Annotated in this window: 14 protein-coding genes; 7 read left to right on the top strand and 7 right to left on the bottom strand. The window is 58.9% G+C overall.

All coding sequences use genetic code 11. From position 1 onward, the window contains the following. Nucleotides 1-42: 42 nt before the first annotated feature. Nucleotides 43-1,074, bottom strand: coding sequence for a porphobilinogen synthase (gene hemB / locus ACNSOI_RS17865; protein WP_171039992.1), 1,032 nt, complete (start codon nt 1,072-1,074; stop codon nt 43-45). A gap of 168 nt (nt 1,075-1,242) precedes the next feature. Beyond that, on the bottom strand, nt 1,243-1,464 hold the full coding sequence (locus ACNSOI_RS17870) for a hypothetical protein (RefSeq protein ID WP_061330833.1): 222 nt from the start codon (nt 1,462-1,464) through the stop codon (nt 1,243-1,245). A 272-nt stretch (nt 1,465-1,736) separates the two neighbouring features. Here ACNSOI_RS17870 and ACNSOI_RS17875 point away from each other — a divergent pair, with 272 nt between their 5' ends. The 4 genes from ACNSOI_RS17875 (at nt 1,737) to panP (ending at nt 6,489) form a co-directional block, all read left to right on the top strand. Beyond that, the gene (locus ACNSOI_RS17875) at nt 1,737-2,366 is read left to right on the top strand and encodes a TetR/AcrR family transcriptional regulator (protein ID WP_061330834.1); all 630 of its coding nucleotides are present in this window, start codon (nt 1,737-1,739) and stop codon (nt 2,364-2,366) included. 2 nt (nt 2,367-2,368) lie between these two features. Beyond that, a complete protein-coding gene (locus tag ACNSOI_RS17880) occupies nt 2,369-4,060 on the top strand; it encodes an isovaleryl-CoA dehydrogenase (protein WP_420194689.1) in 1,692 nt (563 codons plus the stop codon). 206 nt (nt 4,061-4,266) lie between these two features. Then, entirely contained in the window at nt 4,267-4,614 is a 348-nt protein-coding gene (locus ACNSOI_RS17885; RefSeq protein WP_354444725.1) for a DUF503 domain-containing protein, read from the top strand. A 198-nt stretch (nt 4,615-4,812) separates the two neighbouring features. Then, complete coding sequence (gene panP / locus ACNSOI_RS17890) at nt 4,813-6,489, top strand: pyridoxal-dependent aspartate 1-decarboxylase PanP (RefSeq protein WP_420194690.1); 1,677 nt, start codon at nt 4,813-4,815, stop codon at nt 6,487-6,489. Nucleotides 6,490-6,713: 224 nt separating this feature from the next. Here panP and ACNSOI_RS17895 read toward each other — a convergent pair whose 3' ends face one another. Both ACNSOI_RS17895 and ACNSOI_RS17900 read right to left on the bottom strand, forming a co-directional pair. Beyond that, nucleotides 6,714-6,980, bottom strand: a complete 267-nt coding sequence (locus ACNSOI_RS17895; protein ID WP_058091522.1) for a hypothetical protein — start codon at nt 6,978-6,980, stop codon at nt 6,714-6,716. A 107-nt stretch (nt 6,981-7,087) separates the two neighbouring features. Beyond that, entirely contained in the window at nt 7,088-8,653 is a 1,566-nt protein-coding gene (locus ACNSOI_RS17900) for an inorganic phosphate transporter (protein ID WP_061330838.1), read from the bottom strand. Nucleotides 8,654-8,851: 198 nt separating this feature from the next. On the opposite strand from ACNSOI_RS17900, the gene ACNSOI_RS17905 reads away from it, so the two are divergent. From ACNSOI_RS17905 to ACNSOI_RS17915, 3 genes are all read left to right on the top strand, one after another. After that, nucleotides 8,852-9,955, top strand: a complete 1,104-nt coding sequence (locus ACNSOI_RS17905; RefSeq protein ID WP_420194691.1) for a GGDEF domain-containing protein — start codon at nt 8,852-8,854, stop codon at nt 9,953-9,955. A 75-nt stretch (nt 9,956-10,030) separates the two neighbouring features. Next, a complete protein-coding gene (locus ACNSOI_RS17910) occupies nt 10,031-10,477 on the top strand; it encodes a flavodoxin (RefSeq protein WP_106693984.1) in 447 nt (148 codons plus the stop codon). Between the two features lie 108 nt (nt 10,478-10,585). Next, nucleotides 10,586-13,132 (top strand): EAL domain-containing protein, encoded by a 2,547-nt coding sequence (locus ACNSOI_RS17915; protein WP_420194692.1) that lies wholly within the window; start codon nt 10,586-10,588, stop codon nt 13,130-13,132. On the opposite strand, the gene tesB is transcribed toward ACNSOI_RS17915, so the two are convergent. From tesB to ACNSOI_RS17930, 3 genes are all read right to left on the bottom strand, one after another. Continuing rightward, entirely contained in the window at nt 13,099-13,959 is an 861-nt protein-coding gene (tesB, locus tag ACNSOI_RS17920; RefSeq protein WP_420194693.1) for an acyl-CoA thioesterase II, read from the bottom strand. The two genes, ACNSOI_RS17915 and tesB, sit on opposite strands and share 34 nt — an antisense overlap. Before the next feature lie 121 nt (nt 13,960-14,080). Further along, a complete protein-coding gene (locus ACNSOI_RS17925; RefSeq protein WP_420194694.1) occupies nt 14,081-15,238 on the bottom strand; it encodes an NAD(P)/FAD-dependent oxidoreductase in 1,158 nt (385 codons plus the stop codon). Nucleotides 15,239-15,254: 16 nt separating this feature from the next. After that, entirely contained in the window at nt 15,255-15,422 is a 168-nt protein-coding gene (locus ACNSOI_RS17930) for a rubredoxin (protein ID WP_008173532.1), read from the bottom strand. Between the last annotated feature and the right edge of the window lie 164 nt (nt 15,423-15,586).

The raw sequence follows: 15,586 nt of genomic DNA on the forward strand, positions 1-15,586 counted from the left end.
ACTCTTTATATCCATGGTTATTTCGGGCGCCTTCAAGCCCCTCTATGCCCGCGAACGATCCCTCATCAGTCTCGCCGCGCGCACTGCAAAATAGGTCAGGATGCCGTCAGCACCGGCACGGCGCATGGCCATCAGGCTCTCCATCATCACCGCATCGCCATCCAGCCATCCGTTCTGCGCAGCGGCCATATGCATGGCGTACTCGCCGCTCACCTGATAGACAAACGTGGGCACCTGCAGTTCGGTTTTCACCCGGTGCACAATATCCAGATAAGGCATGCCCGGTTTAATCATCACCATATCGGCACCCTCGGCCAGATCCATCGCCACTTCATGAATGGCTTCGTCACTGTTGGCCGGATCCATCTGATACGTCGCCTTGTCGGCCTTGCCCAGGTTGGCGGCAGAACCGACCGCATCCCGGAACGGGCCGTAATAGCTGGAGGCATACTTGGCAGAGTAGGCCAGAATCCGGGTATTCACATAACCGGCACCTTCCAGGGCATCGCGGATAGCCGCCACGCGACCGTCCATCATATCTGAAGGGGCAACCACATCAGCCCCCGCATCGGCATGGGACAACGCCTGGTTCACCAGAGCTTCAACGGTGACATCGTTCAACACATAACCGTTATGATCAATAATGCCATCCTGGCCATGGGTGGTGAACGGGTCCAGGGCAACGTCGGTGATCACGCCCAGTTCCGGCTGAGCTTTCTTCAGGGCACGAACCGCCCGCTGAGCCAGACCGTCCGAATCCCAGGCACCCGAGCCAGACAGATTCTTCCTCTCAGCAGGGACGACCGGAAACAGCGCCACCGCCGGAATGCCCAGCTCCACCAGTTCCGCAGCCTGCTCCACCAGAAGATCGACGCTCAGGCGCTCCACCCCCGGCATGGACGGCACCGCCTCACGCTGGTTCTCGCCTTCAAGCACAAACACCGGGTAGATCAGGTTATCAGGCGACAGCTGACTTTCCCGAACCAGTCGGCGGGAAAAATCACTGGCGCGGTTACGACGCAAACGGGTCGACGGATAGGCTCGGCTTGAGATCGGCGGGCGCTGTTTGGACACGGATAACCTCCTGAATATGGATGGCCTTGGAAAGTGATGACATCATACACCCCAGAGGCCACGCATTGCAGGTTTGAGCCCAGTGTGCCGTTGACCGATGACAATCCAGTGACAAAAAACGGACGGCCCTGCCTCAGGATGACAGTCGCCGCCCGCCAACGAAGGGAATCAGATGGATCGGTTGTTAAACCCTACTTCCACCTTGCGTGGGGAGTCCGCACGGAAGGTGGTGTCCACCTCCTGTATCCGACCGCCACTTTGCAGGAATGCTTCGATATCAGCCTGCAACTGGGCCCTGACCCGTGCCCTGCCGGCAATGGAATGGTTATCGTCACTGTCGCTGGTCCAGTTACCGGACTGCTCCAGATTGCTTTCGTCGAATTCACTCATGGTATTTTCTCCATCAACGAAAACAGAACTACAAGTACTGTTGGCTCTACGCCTGACAGCACCCCGTCTCGACCGCCGGCCGCCTGCGGCCCCGTCTTGGCGTCTTTATAATCCGGTTTTGGTGACGACGCTATTTCCTGACAACCACTTTTTTGTAACTTTTTGTATCCAATCTCAAGCCCATGATTTTAAAGATGTCTTGTATGACAAAACAAACAACTGCAAATTGACACAAAGAATGAACCATGATTCACTACTTGTAAGGAGCCGGCATGGCCTATCGTGAAACCGAAAAGATGCGCGAACGGAAAGCCCGGGCACGCCAGAACATCATCGAGCGCACCTGGGAATGTGTCGCTGAAGGTGGCTTCCGAAGCGCCCGCATCACCCGGATTGCCGGCCTGGCCGGCGTCGCCACTGGCACCATCTATCGGCATTTCGAGTCCCGCGAGGACCTTTTTGCCGAAATCTTCCGGTTGGCCACCCAGCGGGAAGTCGACAAGGTGGCCGAAGCGCTCAACGTATCCGGGAACGCCGTTGAACGCCTCGACAACGCCTTGAGGAAATTTGCCCAGAGGGCCCTCAAAGGCCCCATGAAAGCCTGGGCCCTGATCGCCGAACCGGTGGATCCGAAGGTAGAAGAAGAGCGACTGGTTTACCGAAAGGCTTACGCCAGCCTGTTTGAACAAGCGATCCGGGATGGCATAGCCGAAGGCTGCATACCGAACCAGAACGCACGGCTCGCCAGTACCTGCCTGGTGGGCGCGATATCAGAATCCCTGGTGGGGCCCCTGTCACCAACCCAGACAGACATACCGCCGGGGCAAGACAACAACGAAGATGAGCTGGTCAACACCATCGTCTGCTTCTGCATACGGGGGTTGACCGGCACCAGGAGCTAACCATGAACAGCCCGCAGCGCAAGACCGAGTCCACCGCCGACAACCGCTACCTGTCGGCCACCCACGAGGTGATCAACCAGCCACGACCGCTGGAGAACTACAACCTCTACGAACAGGACACCGCGCTGCGGGAGGCGGTACTGCGAGAGGGCGCCGGCTTCGCCAACGACGACCTGAGTCAGTTTGGCGCCTGGGCCGGCCAGGCGGATACCATTGACCTTGGTAACCAGGCCAACGCCAACAAACCCTCCTTCCGCACCCACGATCGATACGGCCACCGGGTAGATGAGGTGACCTTCCACCCGGCCTACCACGAACTCATGCGCGTGGCCCTGGAGAACGGCCTGCACAGCTCGCCCTGGACCAACCCCGGCAAGGGCGCCCACGTCGCCCGCGCCGCCAAATACTACCTGCACTCCCAGGTAGAAGCGGCCCATTGTTGCCCGATCACCATGACCTTCGCGGCCATCCCGTCGATCCAGAACCAGCCAGACCTGGCCAAACTCTGGGCCCCGAAAATCCTGGCCAACGAATACGACAGCCGCAACGTACCAGACACCGACAAAACCTCCGTGACCATCGGCATGGCCATGACCGAGAAACAGGGCGGCAGTGACGTACGTGCCAACACCACCGTGGCCTACCCGACAGGCCAGGAAGGCCCGGGCCAGCCCTACGAACTGGTCGGCCACAAATGGTTTGTCTCTGCCCCCATGTGCGACGCCTTCCTGGTCCTGGCCCAGACCACCAGTGGCCTGTCCTGCTTCCTGATGCCCAGATGGCGCCCGGACGGCACAAAGAACCCCTGGCAGGTACAGCAGCTGAAAAACAAAATGGGCAACGTCGCCAACGCCTCCAGCGAAGTGGAAATCCGCGGTGCCCTGGCGTGGATGGTCGGTGAAGAAGGCCGCGGCGTAAGAACCATCATCGAAATGGTCGCCATGACCCGCTTCGACTGCATGATCGGCAGCGCCGCCGGCATGCGCCAGGCCGTCGCCCAGGCCAGCCACCACTGCCACAACCGCAGCGCCTTCGGAGCCCGCCTGAGCGATCAGCCGCTGATGCAGAACGTCCTGGCCGACCTGATCATCGAAAACGAAGCCGCCCTCGCCTACACCATGCGCGTAGCCCGGGCGATGGACAACCAGAACAACGAACACGAACGCCTGCTGGCCCGCCTGGCCACCCCCGTAGGCAAATACTGGATCTGCAAACGCACCCCCAACCACGCCTACGAAGCCATGGAATGCATCGGCGGCAGCGGCGTGATGGAAGACTGCATCATGCCCCGACTGTTCCGGGAGTCTCCGGTCAACGCCATCTGGGAAGGCAGCGGCAACGTCCAATGCCTCGACACCCTCCGCGCCCTGCAGAAAGAACCCGAAACCCTGGACGCCTTCTTCAAAGAAGCCGCCGAAGCCCGTGGCACCGACCGCCGCTTCGACCAGTTCCTGGCCCAGCTCCAGCACGACTTCGCCGACATCAGCGACTTCCAGTACCGGGCCCGCAACCTCGTCGACCGCATGGCCCTGACCATGCAAGGCTCCCTGCTGCTGCGCTTCGGTGACAAACACGTCGCCGACGCCTTCTGCGCCTCCCGCCTGCAATCCGGCGGCGGCATGAACTACGGCAACCTGCCCTCCGGCACCAACCCGGCGGCGATTATCAAACGGGGGACGCCTGTAGTAGGCTAGGGGAAGAATTCGTCAGCTCGTCATTTCACCTCACAGAGGCGGACGAGCAAAGACTCCCCGAAGAAAGTCCGGGAATCGGTGAGGGTGGGCTGTTCAAAACCTTGCGGAGCCATGGATGGCGGAGCAGAGCGTACAAGGACGTATCCACAGCGTGTTTTGAACAGCCCACCCTCACCGGTTCCTGCACCAAACGAGCCAGACCAAACATGTCAGAAGCCCTGAGAAAACTGCTCAAAGAAGGCAAAAACCCACAACAGCACCAGGACATCACCCCCCACGTAGGCGTCCTCACCCTGCACTTCCAGCTCTACGCCTGCGAAGACCTCAAAGCCAAACGCAAAGCCTTCACCGCCATGAAAGCCATCTGGGGCAAAGAACCCGACCTGGCCGTTGCCGAAACCGCCGACCAGGAAGCACTGGACTGCGCCACCTGGACCATCGCCGCCCTCGGCGCCAGCGCCCAGCAAATCACCCAGCGCCTGGATCAGATCGAAAAGGACATCCAGGACCGCATCGACGCTGCCATCCTGGATGTTCACCGGGAAATCCTCTGACCCCAACAGAGGTCAAAATCCCCATGGCCCTCGAGGCATAGCGTCATTCCTGTTCAGGCCTTATACTACCGCCCCTCAGGGAATACATGACCTGCAAGCACGCAGGCTATACTACGAGTGTCGGGCAACGCCCGGCTTCGTCCGCCAGGTTTCCGGAACCGACCTTGCGGATAACCACTGAAAGAAGTGTGTGGCTCTATGACCGGAAAGAAAAAATCCGCCCAGGCCTCCGTTGAGGCCATGTATCGCGTATTCACGGTGCCCGAGGCGCCGGAATCCACCCTGAGCCGCATCGACCAGAACATCTCCCGGAACCTGGCGGGCTTCCTCCAGGAACACATCGTCGCCGTTGAACGCGACCTGAGCGATGTCGAAAAAAACTTCGCCGACTCCGTGATTCCGGAAAAGCCGGTATTCGTCTCCGAACAGGCCCAATTCCTGCTCGACAAACTGGTGGCCAACTCGGTACACACCGCCTCACCGGCATTCATTGGCCACATGACCTCGGCACTGCCCTACTTCATGCTGCCGCTGTCCAAAATCATGATTGCCCTGAACCAGAACCTGGTAAAAACCGAAACCTCCAAAGCCTTCACCCCGCTGGAGCGCCAGGTACTGGGCATGATTCACCGGCTGGTATACCAGCAGGACGGCTCCTTCTACCGCAAATGGATGCACGATCCCCGGCACGCCCTGGGCGCCATGTGCTCCGGCGGCACCGTTGCCAACCTCACCGCCCTGTGGGTCGCCCGCAACCGCGCCTTCCCCGCCGAAGGCAGCTTCCGCGGCCTGCACGAAGAAGGCCTGTTCCGGGCACTGAGGTATTACGGCTGCGAAGGCGCCGCCATCGTTGTCTCCAAGCGCGGCCACTATTCCCTGCGCAAAGCCGCCGACGTACTCGGCCTGGGCCGCGACGCCCTGGTGCCGGTGGAAACCGACGAATTCAACCGCATCCAGCCCGATGCCCTGCGGGACAAATGCCTGGAACTGCAGAAACAGAAAATCAAAGTCATGGCCATCTGCGGCGTGGCCGGCACCACCGAAACCGGCAACGTCGACCCGCTGGACGCCATGGCCGACATCGCCCGGGAATTCGGCGCCCACTTCCACGTCGACGCCGCCTGGGGCGGGCCAACCCTGTTCTCCCGCACCCACAAACACCTGCTGCGCGGCATCGAGAAAGCCGACTCGGTCACCTTCGACGCCCACAAACAACTCTACGTACCCATGGGCGCCGGCCTGGTGGTCTTCAAAGACCCCAGCCTCGCCAGCGCGGTAGAACACCACGCCCAGTACATCATCCGGAAAGGCTCCCGGGATCTCGGCAGCACCACCCTGGAAGGCTCCCGCCCGGGCATGGCCATGCTGATTCACTCCGGCCTGAAAATCCTCGCAAGAGAAGGCTACGAAATCCTCATCGACCAGGGCATAGACAAAGCCAAAACCTTTGCCAACATGATCGATGAACAACCGGATTTCGAACTGGTCACCCGGCCGGAACTGAACATCCTGACCTACCGCTATTGCCCGGAAGACGTACGCCAGGCACTGGCCATGGCCGACGAACTACAGGCAGAGAAAATGAACACCTGCCTGAACCGAATCACCAAATTCATCCAGAAAACCCAGCGGGAGCGGGGCAAGGCATTCGTCTCCCGAACCCGACTGGAGCCGGCCCGCTACTACCACTTCCCGTGCATCGTCTTCCGAGTGGTCCTGGCCAACCCGTTAACAACACCGGACATTCTGGAAGATATTCTCAGGGAGCAGAGGGAGCTGTCGAAGGAAGATGGTATTGCTGATGAAATTGCCATCTTGCATCAGATGGCCGAGGCAGTATTAAAACAGAACAGGAAAGAAGTCCGACAGGCCTAGCGCTTCCTGAATACAACCCCGCAGTGTGGGGCGGGGCTTGTGGGAGCCCTTTCCAAAACCTTGCGGAGCCAGTCGGCGCCCCGCAAGGGGATGGGGAGCTTCTCCCAAAACACGCTGTGAATACGTCCCTGTACGCTCTGCTCCGCCATCCATGGCTCCGCAAGGTTTTGGGAGAAGCTCCCCATCCCCTTGCTCAGAGTTCGTCATTCAACACCGGGGATTGATCAGTAAAGCGCCTCTTCGTCATCCAGCACCTCGTGCAGGATCTCCAGAAACATCTTATCCGCCTCACTCCAGTTCTCCGGAATCCGGATGGTGGTATTGGCACTGATCTCGCGGGCGATCAACTCATCGGAGTTGGGCTGCCCCTTGTATTTGCGGGCAATATCCATGGATTTGACCGCAATCGTCGGCTCGCTCATCACCTTCTTGATGAACACCCGCAACTCTTCAATCATCTTGGCCTGACGGCTCTCGGAAGATGAACTCATTCCTGACTCCCCGATTATGGATAGCGTTAAAGCAAAGCGGCCCGTTCAGGGCCTGATGCCCATAGTATGGCCAATCCGCGGGGCGGTAACCAGCCCCGCATAAGCCGTCAGATCATCAAACCACGCAGGGCGAAGAACAGGAACGCCGCCATCAGGGCAGACGCCGGCACAGTGATGATCCACGCCGCAGCAATCCGGAACAGGTGCGAGCGCTTGACCATTTCTTCCTTGTAGATCTTCTTCAGGCGCTTGCGTTCAGACTTGGACAGCGGCACCTGATCCTTCTTTTTCTTGGCCTGCTTCAGCAGATTCTCCATTTCCTCGACAGAGGCATTGCGGAAATCATCCAGGAACGGCTTCAGTCGCTCCTGCTCCGCCGGATCATGGTGCTCCATGATCTTGTGCAACTGGGTGGCATAGTTGGATTTGAGGTATTCCCGCAGGAAACCAACCCCGAACACGCCACCAATGGCAATATGGGTGGAGCTGACCGGCAGCCCCAACTGGGAAGCAAGGATAACGGTGAGTGCTGCAGACAAGGCAATACAGAACGCACGGGTTTTATCCAGCTCGGTGATTTCGCTGCCGACCGTCTTGATCAGGCGTGGGCCAAACAGCATCAAGCCCACCGCAAGACCCAGAGCACCGACCAACATCACCCAAAGCGGGATGCTGGCCGAGGTGACCACACCGCCACCGGCCTGGATTGCATCATTAATGGCCGCCAGCGGACCAATGGCATTGGCCACGTCGTTGGCGCCGTGGGCAAAGCTCAGGAGTGCTGCTGCGAAAATCAGCGGCCAGGTGAACAGCATATTCACACCATCGGTGCTGTTCTCCATGGTCGCCGCCTTGCGGCCAACCAGGGTTCTCATGGCGAAAAACACCACTGCCGCCAATGCCAGACCAATCAAGGCGGACTGGGTGAAGTCCAGCTTCACCAGCTTGCTCACACCTTTGATCATCAGATAAGTGCCGAAGGCCCACGCCATGATGGCCACCAGCCAGGGCACAAAGGTGCGGGCCGCTGACACCAGGTTCTTCTGGTACAGCACGGTCTTTTTGATCACAAACAGGAACAAGGCCGCCAGGGCGCCACCCAGTACCGGGGAAATCACCCAACTGGCAGCGATCTTGCCCATCACCGACCAGTCGGCAATGGCCCAGCCGCCAGCGGCAATACCGGCCCCGAGAACACCCCCAACAATTGAATGGGTGGTAGATACCGGCGCGCCCATCCAGGTAGCCAGGTTCAACCACAGGGCGCCTGCGAGCAGAGCAGCGGTCATCAGCCAGACAAAGGCGCGCGGATCATCAAGACTGGTGGGATCAATGATGCCACCCTTGATGGTAGAGACCACGTCGCCACCGGCAATGATCGCGCCACCGGCTTCAAACACCGCCGCCAGCAAAACCGCAGCACCAAGCGACAGGGCACCAGAGCCAACGGCCGGGCCCACGTTATTGGCAACATCATTGGCGCCAATGTTGATGGCCATGTAACCGCCAATCACGGCCGCCGCCATCAACAGCATATTATTGGGCAGGCCCTGGCTAAAGGAGCCAACCACAAGCCAGACGATAAGCAGGAACAGAACACTCAGACCGACCCGATACCGTTCCGTGGCGGGGCTGGTGAGCAGGGTATCCAGAAAGTTGCTGGAGCGGGCCATAAGCAATGTCATCTCTTGTGAGCTGAATGGACATCGGGCAGTCTTGCCACGGGGGGCAAACTATAAAATTTTTGCCATAAAATTGAAACAAAACTGACACGCAAGGCAGGCGTCACATTCCCGTAAAGAGGGACTGCAAATGCTACATAATTTGGCGCATACTTCCGGAAAGAGCGTCAAAAAACGATAAAAACGCCCATGACCCACGACACCCTAGCCGACCACGCCAGCTCCCGGGAACAGGAAGAGCGGCAAATCTCCCGCTTGCTCAATGGCCTGTCCGTGATGGCCGTCGTGTTTCTGGCGGGTATTGGCACCAAAGCCTGGTATGCGGAGCACCCGGTTCATGCCTGGGTGCTCTGGCTGTTCATTGTTCCTGTTGCGTTCAACATGATCTGGTACGCCTGGACGCGGGATCGGGTTGTTCAGAAGGCCGGCCTGCTGACCACCGTTGGGCTCCTGTTCGCCTACCTCCTGGCGTCAGGCGGCGAGGGCAACACCGGGCCTTTGTGGTTCTATGTATTCCCTCCGCTGCTTTTTTACCTGACCAGCCTGAAAGGCGGGACTGCTATTCTGCTGTTCTGCTATCTCTTGGCGATCATCGTCTTCCAGTTTCCGGGGCTACCCCTGGTGACCGCGGAATACTCCACCGACTTCAAGATTCGCTTCTTTGCCACCCTGACCTTTGAATCCATTTTCTGCTTTGTACTGGAAGCGGGGCGCCTGCGGGCCCGGAACAGGCTCCTGGCGCTGGCCAAAACCCATGAACGTGCAGCCCGCACCGACGAGCTGACCGGACTGGCCAACCGTCGGGAAATGCAGAACCGGCTGGATACCGAGTTCTCCCGTTTCAAACGCGCTGGCCACCATTTCTCTGTGGTGCTGATTGATCTGGACCTGTTCAAACGCATCAACGACGACCATGGCCACAACGCTGGCGACGCGGTGCTCCGTCAGTTCGCCGACCTTACCAATACCGTGGTGCGACAATCCGACCTGGCCGCCCGCTGGGGCGGGGAAGAATTTCTCCTGCTACTTCCAGACACCAGCCTGCTGCAAGCCCTGGCATTGGCCGAGCGGCTTCGGGCAGAGGTAGCCAGCACACAGTTCCAAAATCAGGGCGAGACACTGCCAGTCACCATCAGTGCCGGAGTCTGTTCCATTTCCAAGGCGGGTTCGGTGAATGAATTACTCAAACAGGCTGATATCCAGTTGTACAACGCCAAAGATGCGGGCAGGAACCGTATCGCGCCCCGGGTAAGAAGCCAGGGCATCACGGAGTCAACAGAAACCCGGGCTTGAGCCTGCGGGACACCATCGCTATGATCAGCCCCGGTTGGCCAGGGGGCCGAAGTCCTGACAAATATAGGTGGTGACATGGCAGCAATTCGAGTTCTGGTGGGCAGTGTTTATGGTGGCGCCCTGCTGACGGCCCGCAAGATTCGCGAGGAACTGGAAACCGACGGGCACCAGGTGGTCGTGCTGGAAAACCCTCAGCTTGATGACATCACCAACAATGACGACGCCCTTCTGGTTTGCACCTCCACCACCGGGCAAGGCGAGATACCGGCCAACCTGCTGCCTTTTTACCTGGCCCTGAGGGAACAACTGCCTCAGCAGCCCGGCCGGCCGTTCGGTATCATTGTCCTGGGCGACAGTTCCTACGGAGACACTTTCTGCGGTGCCGGCGATTTGATCGAAGAAGCGTTTTACGAAACCGGCGCCCGCAAGGTAGGCGATTCCCTGAGAGTGGATGCCCTGGAAACCATGGAGCCGGAATCCGAGGCCGTGCCCTGGGCAAAAAACTGGGTTAACGGGATTTGACCAATTTTTACACAAGTTACCAAATCTACGAACCGTGATGCTTGAGCCGCCTCCGGCGACAGGCCATACTCGTCAGCATAACGACAATAACGGTAACCTGTGACTCTGATGAACCCGGCTAAGCTTCTGGCCCTGCTGTTTCTGTTGGTAACGCTGCCGCTTCAGGCACAACCGGCAAGCGTTTCCTATATTCCGGAGATGGAGTATCTGCGCCTGGCGCCGGGTGTCCAGCTCACGCCCGAACAAGCACTGGCCTCGGCGGAGTGGCAGGTGCTGCCGGAAAAAACGCCCAATTTCGGCTACATTCGAGACCACATCTGGCTTCGCTTTCCGATCAGCAATCCGGAACTCATCACCCTGCTGGAAATCAGCTACCCACAGCTTGATCACATTGATTTTTACCTGATCCAAGACGGCGATATCGTCCGCCATGACAGCACCGGCGATCAGAAACCGTTCCGGGAGCGACCGGTTCAGCACCCTCACTTCCTGTTCCCGTTCCAGCTGCAACCGGAGAGCGCCTACCAGATCCTGCTACGTGTAGAGACCCAGGGCGCCATGCAGATTCCCCTGAAGCTCTGGAACAGCCGCAGTTATTTCGAGAAAGCCTCTGTCGCAAGCCAGCTGCACGCCGGTTACTACGGCATTCTGATTACCGTTATCTGCTTCAACCTGTTTGTGTTTATGGCATTGCGGGAACCGGTCTATCTGCTCTATGTGTTGTCCACCTTCGGTTACCTGATTCTGGTTGGCAGCCTTAACGGCATCACCTATCAAGTGCTCTGGCCAGACCTCCCCGCCATACAGAACCGGGCCATGCTATTGACCGTGCCCTTTGCTATGGTCTTCACCCTCCTGTTCTCACGCTCGTTCCTGAGGCTGAAGCGATCCAGCCCGGTGCTGGACCGGCTTATTCTGTTTACCATTGCGTTCAATGTACTGGTGGCTGCACTCACCTTTTTCACCGACTACAGCACCGGCAGCCGCCTTACCGTCGCGCTTGCCATTCCCAGCTGCCTGCTGTTGACGGTGGTGGGACCGCTCCAATGGGTTCGCGGCAATCCCCAGGCGGTCTACTACACCCTGGCCTGGGGCGCTCTAACCCTGGGCAGTGCTATTACCGCAGCCAACAAGTATGGCCTGATCCCCACCAACTTCATCACCGCCTACGGCATGCAAATAGGTTCCGCACTGGAGGCCATTCTGCTAAGCCTGGCACTGGCGGTACGTATTTACCGGGAACGCCAGGACAAGGTTCTGGCCCGGGAAGCCGAGTTGAGGGCACTGGAAGCCCGGCGTTCAGCCGAGCTGCGGCTGATGGACCAGGCCCTGCACCACCCACTGACAGGCCTCCCCAATCGCAGCAGCTTTGAAATGAAACTGAGTGAGCTCACCCACTCGAATGACCGCAAACGCTATGGCGTGGTGATTATTCACCTCAACAACCTGAACTCGGTGACCAAGACCCTGGGCCATCGCAACAGCGATCGCATCCTGGAGCTCGCGTCCAAGCATTACAATGCGGTGATTCGGGATGTACCGGGCGCCATTGCCATTGAGCAGAGTGACGTCCGAAACTTTTACGTGGCCAGCCTGGACCCGCAAACCTTTGCCTTCCTGGTTGATGCCAGCGAAGCCGAAGCTGCCACCCGGGCGGTGCTGCGAAGCATTGAGGAAGTCCGTTACCCGGTTGATTTCCTGGGTATGCAGGTGCCACTAGCGCCGCAACTCGGGGTGGCGATTTATCCCGAACACGGCACAGACGCCAACACTCTTATTCGGCGCGCGGTGATTGCCGAAGGCTCTGACCGTGCCCGGGACCGGGGGATTGCCTACTATAAGCCGTCCCGGGATTCCTACAGTGCAGAACGACTGACTCTGGTATCTGAGCTCCGACACGCCATCGACAACAACACGCTGGCGCTGTATCTACAACCCAAGTTGTCGCTCAAGTCCGGCCAGATCGTCGGATATGAAGCCCTGATCCGCTGGCCAGACCGCGAACAACCGGTCGCACCGGACGAGCTCATTGCCCTGGCGGAGCAAAGCGGACTGATCAAACCCCTGACCCGCTGGGTACTGCAGGAAGCCCTGCACATGCACAGCCGGTTGCTGGAGCTGGGCTTCGACGCAGGCATAGCGGTTAATATCTCGCCCAACAACCTCCGGGAGCCGGATTTCGCGGTATTCGTTCAGCGCCTGATGCAGAGCTTTCACTCCCATATGGGTGCCATTACCTTTGAGGTAACGGAAACCTCGATGATGCAAGACCCTGTGAACTCTCTGAAAGCACTCAATGCCCTGAACGCGGCGGGCATCCCCCTGTCCATCGACGACTTCGGCTCCGGGTACTCTTCACTGTCGTACATCAAACAGCTGCCGGCCAGTGAGATCAAAATCGACCGGTCACTGATTACCGAACTGTCGCATCGGGAGGAAGACCGGGTGATCGTGCGGACCACCATCGATATGTGTCACAGCCTGGGCTACACGGTGGTTGCGGAGGGGGTTGAGGATGACGAAACGCTGCGCCTGCTGGAAGACATGGGCTGCGACCTGATTCAGGGGTACATTCTGACCAGGCCGCTGCCCTTTGACGGGATGATTGACTGGATGTCTGGTCAGCCCAGGCGCTCGCGAATCAGCGCTTCCTGAGTCGTTGACGCCACCAGCACGCCGTCCCGGGTAAAGAAGTTGCCCCGATTAAACCCCCGCGCACCGGACGCGCTGGGGCTGTCCTTGTCATACAGCAGCCAGTCGTCCATGCGAAAATCCCGGTGGAACCAGATAGCGTGGTCCAGGCTGGCCACCTGCATCCCCTTGCTCATAAACGTTCGGCCATGGGGGTTCAGCGACGTACCGAGAAAGGTGAAATCGGAGGCGTAGGTCAACAGGCACCGGTGCAACACCGGATCGTCCGGAAGGGGCCCAGCCGCCCGGAACCAGTTCTGCCGATGGGGCGGGCGTTTCTCTGGCTTGCACGGATTCATTGGATTGACCGGGCGGATTTCAATCGGACGATCCTTGGTCATCACATCCCGCAGTTTTTCCGGTAACTTTTCTGCGATCATCTTGCCCCAGTCCTGCTCGGAACGCAGTGACTCAGGTTCTGGTGCCTCAGGCATCTCCAACTGGTGATCCAGCCCCGGTTCGGTCACCTGGAACGACATGGAGCCGGTCAGAATTTCCTTGCCATCCTGGCGGGCAATCACACGACGCACCGAGAAGGTGCCGCCATCACGCACCCTCTGCACCTCATAATCAATCGGCATGCTGTGGTTGCCCGGGCGCAGAAAATAGGCATGCAACGAATGGCACAGCCGGTCCTCGACGGTGCGACTGGCTGCCATCAGGGCCTGCCCCAGCACCTGACCACCAAACACATGGGGGAATCCCAGGTCTTCGCTTTCACCCTGAAAATGATCATCACCGATGGGGGACAAGTCCAACAGCTCCACCAGCTTACGGGTTACCTCTAGCATGCCTGCTCCTGTGTTTTGTTAGCTCACGAACGGGTTTTCTACCCCAGACAGCAAAATTTCGCAACGACAACAACAAGGCAAGGAAGAATATCGGGGCCGGATGGCCCCGATGGCAGGCTGGTCAATCCTGGTGAAGAGGCGGCACTTCCCGCGCCAGCGCCTGTTTTTCAACGGCAAACCGTCCGGTCACCGCAAAACCGAGTGTTTCACCGGCAGGCGACTTGAACAACGCTTTCACGTCTGATGCTTCCTGTTCAATCTGCCAGTTCCCTTCGGCGCCGATCGGTGGCGGGCACACGGCTGTCGGGCAGCAAGGTGTCTTGACCATGATTGGCATGGTGCCATAGCGGACCTCGGTGCGTTCGCCCGTAAGGGTTTTCGCCAGAGCACGGGCGCAGGCCATCAACGGCAGTACATACAGCAGCACCTGGCCGTCCACTTCAGCGCAGTCACCCAGGGCATAGACATCCTCTGCCGAGGTTTCCAGCGCACGGTTCACCTGTATGCCCCGCCCGGTGTCCAGCCCCGCGGCTTTCGCCAGCTCGGTTCGCGGCCGCAAACCAACCGCTGAAATCACCAGGTCAGCCTGAAGTGTTTCATCGTTACCCAGCGTCAGCCGGACGCCGTCTCCGTCCTCATCAACCCGCTCGACAACGGTTCCCAGGTGGAAACGAACCCCAAGCTCCGTCAGCTCATGGCGAACAGCCTCAGCGGCGGGCTCCGGCAACAGGCTGGGCATCACCGTGGCGTCCGGTGCAATCACGTCGACCTCATAACCACCATTGCGAAGATCGTTGGCAAACTCACAACCAATCAGCCCGGCCCCCATGATCGCTACCCGCTTACCGCCTTCCAGCGCTTTGCGGAATGCCCGGTAGTCCAGCAGGTCGTTAATGGAGTACACACGGTCCAGGCCATTACCAGCCAGACCAAGGCGGATCACGTCAGCCCCCCAGGCCAGCACCAGCTTGCTGTAACCTAGCCGCTCATCACCCAGGATCAACTCGTGTTTGCCGGTGTCTATGCCGGTCACCGTGGTGTAGGTGCGTACTTCCACCCCAAGCTGCTCAGCCATGGCTTCGGTATCGGCCTGGGCCAGCCCCTGGGCGTCTTTATCTTTGGTGAACCCGGTAGACAGCATCGGCTTGGAATAGCTGACGCCATCATCGGCGGTGACCATAACGATCGGGGTGTCTTTGTCCAGCTTGCGGAATTCGCGTACCAGCGAGTAGCCCGACAACCCGGTGCCTACAATCACAATCGGTGCCTGGTTGGTCATTCATCTGCTCCGTTTATCAGCCGATTTCGATCATCTCGAAGTCTTCTTTGCCAACGCCGCAATCCGGGCAAACCCAATCCTCGGGCACGTCTTCCCATTTTGTACCCGGCTCGATTCCATCTTCCGGCCAACCCTCGGCCTCATCGTAGATCAGGCCACAAACCACACACTGCCACTTCTTCATGCTATTTCTCCCATCAATGTTGGCGGAATATTATTGTCTGACAATGCAGCAATCAAGCATCACTTTAAAGATTTGTCCGGACAGGCCAGACAACCGCAAAGGGCCATAATACTCGTACCATTGCCGATGACCAATGCCAGCACGGACGCTCATCCCGGTATATT

Source organism: Marinobacter sp. GH_1 (genome assembly GCF_048595985.1).
In the GTDB taxonomy this organism is placed as follows: domain Bacteria; phylum Pseudomonadota; class Gammaproteobacteria; order Pseudomonadales; family Oleiphilaceae; genus Marinobacter; species Marinobacter shengliensis.

Bases quoted from the DNA above. Each gene is read 5' to 3' on its own strand.
- panP (WP_420194690.1), top strand. From the start codon at position 4,813: ATGACCGGAAAGAAAAAATCCGCCCAGGCCTCCGTTGAGGCCATGTAT.
- ACNSOI_RS17880 (WP_420194689.1), top strand. From the start codon at position 2,369: ATGAACAGCCCGCAGCGCAAGACCGAGTCCACCGCCGACAACCGCTAC.
- ACNSOI_RS17900 (WP_061330838.1), bottom strand. From the start codon at position 8,653: ATGGCCCGCTCCAGCAACTTTCTGGATACCCTGCTCACCAGCCCCGCC.
- ACNSOI_RS17895 (WP_058091522.1), bottom strand. From the start codon at position 6,980: ATGAGTTCATCTTCCGAGAGCCGTCAGGCCAAGATGATTGAAGAGTTG.
- ACNSOI_RS17875 (WP_061330834.1), top strand. From the start codon at position 1,737: ATGGCCTATCGTGAAACCGAAAAGATGCGCGAACGGAAAGCCCGGGCA.
- ACNSOI_RS17905 (WP_420194691.1), top strand. From the start codon at position 8,852: ATGACCCACGACACCCTAGCCGACCACGCCAGCTCCCGGGAACAGGAA.
- ACNSOI_RS17930 (WP_008173532.1), bottom strand. From the start codon at position 15,422: ATGAAGAAGTGGCAGTGTGTGGTTTGTGGCCTGATCTACGATGAGGCC.
- tesB (WP_420194693.1), bottom strand. From the start codon at position 13,959: ATGCTAGAGGTAACCCGTAAGCTGGTGGAGCTGTTGGACTTGTCCCCC.
- ACNSOI_RS17910 (WP_106693984.1), top strand. From the start codon at position 10,031: ATGGCAGCAATTCGAGTTCTGGTGGGCAGTGTTTATGGTGGCGCCCTG.
- ACNSOI_RS17915 (WP_420194692.1), top strand. From the start codon at position 10,586: ATGAACCCGGCTAAGCTTCTGGCCCTGCTGTTTCTGTTGGTAACGCTG.
- ACNSOI_RS17870 (WP_061330833.1), bottom strand. From the start codon at position 1,464: ATGAGTGAATTCGACGAAAGCAATCTGGAGCAGTCCGGTAACTGGACC.
- ACNSOI_RS17925 (WP_420194694.1), bottom strand. From the start codon at position 15,238: ATGACCAACCAGGCACCGATTGTGATTGTAGGCACCGGGTTGTCGGGC.
- ACNSOI_RS17885 (WP_354444725.1), top strand. From the start codon at position 4,267: ATGTCAGAAGCCCTGAGAAAACTGCTCAAAGAAGGCAAAAACCCACAA.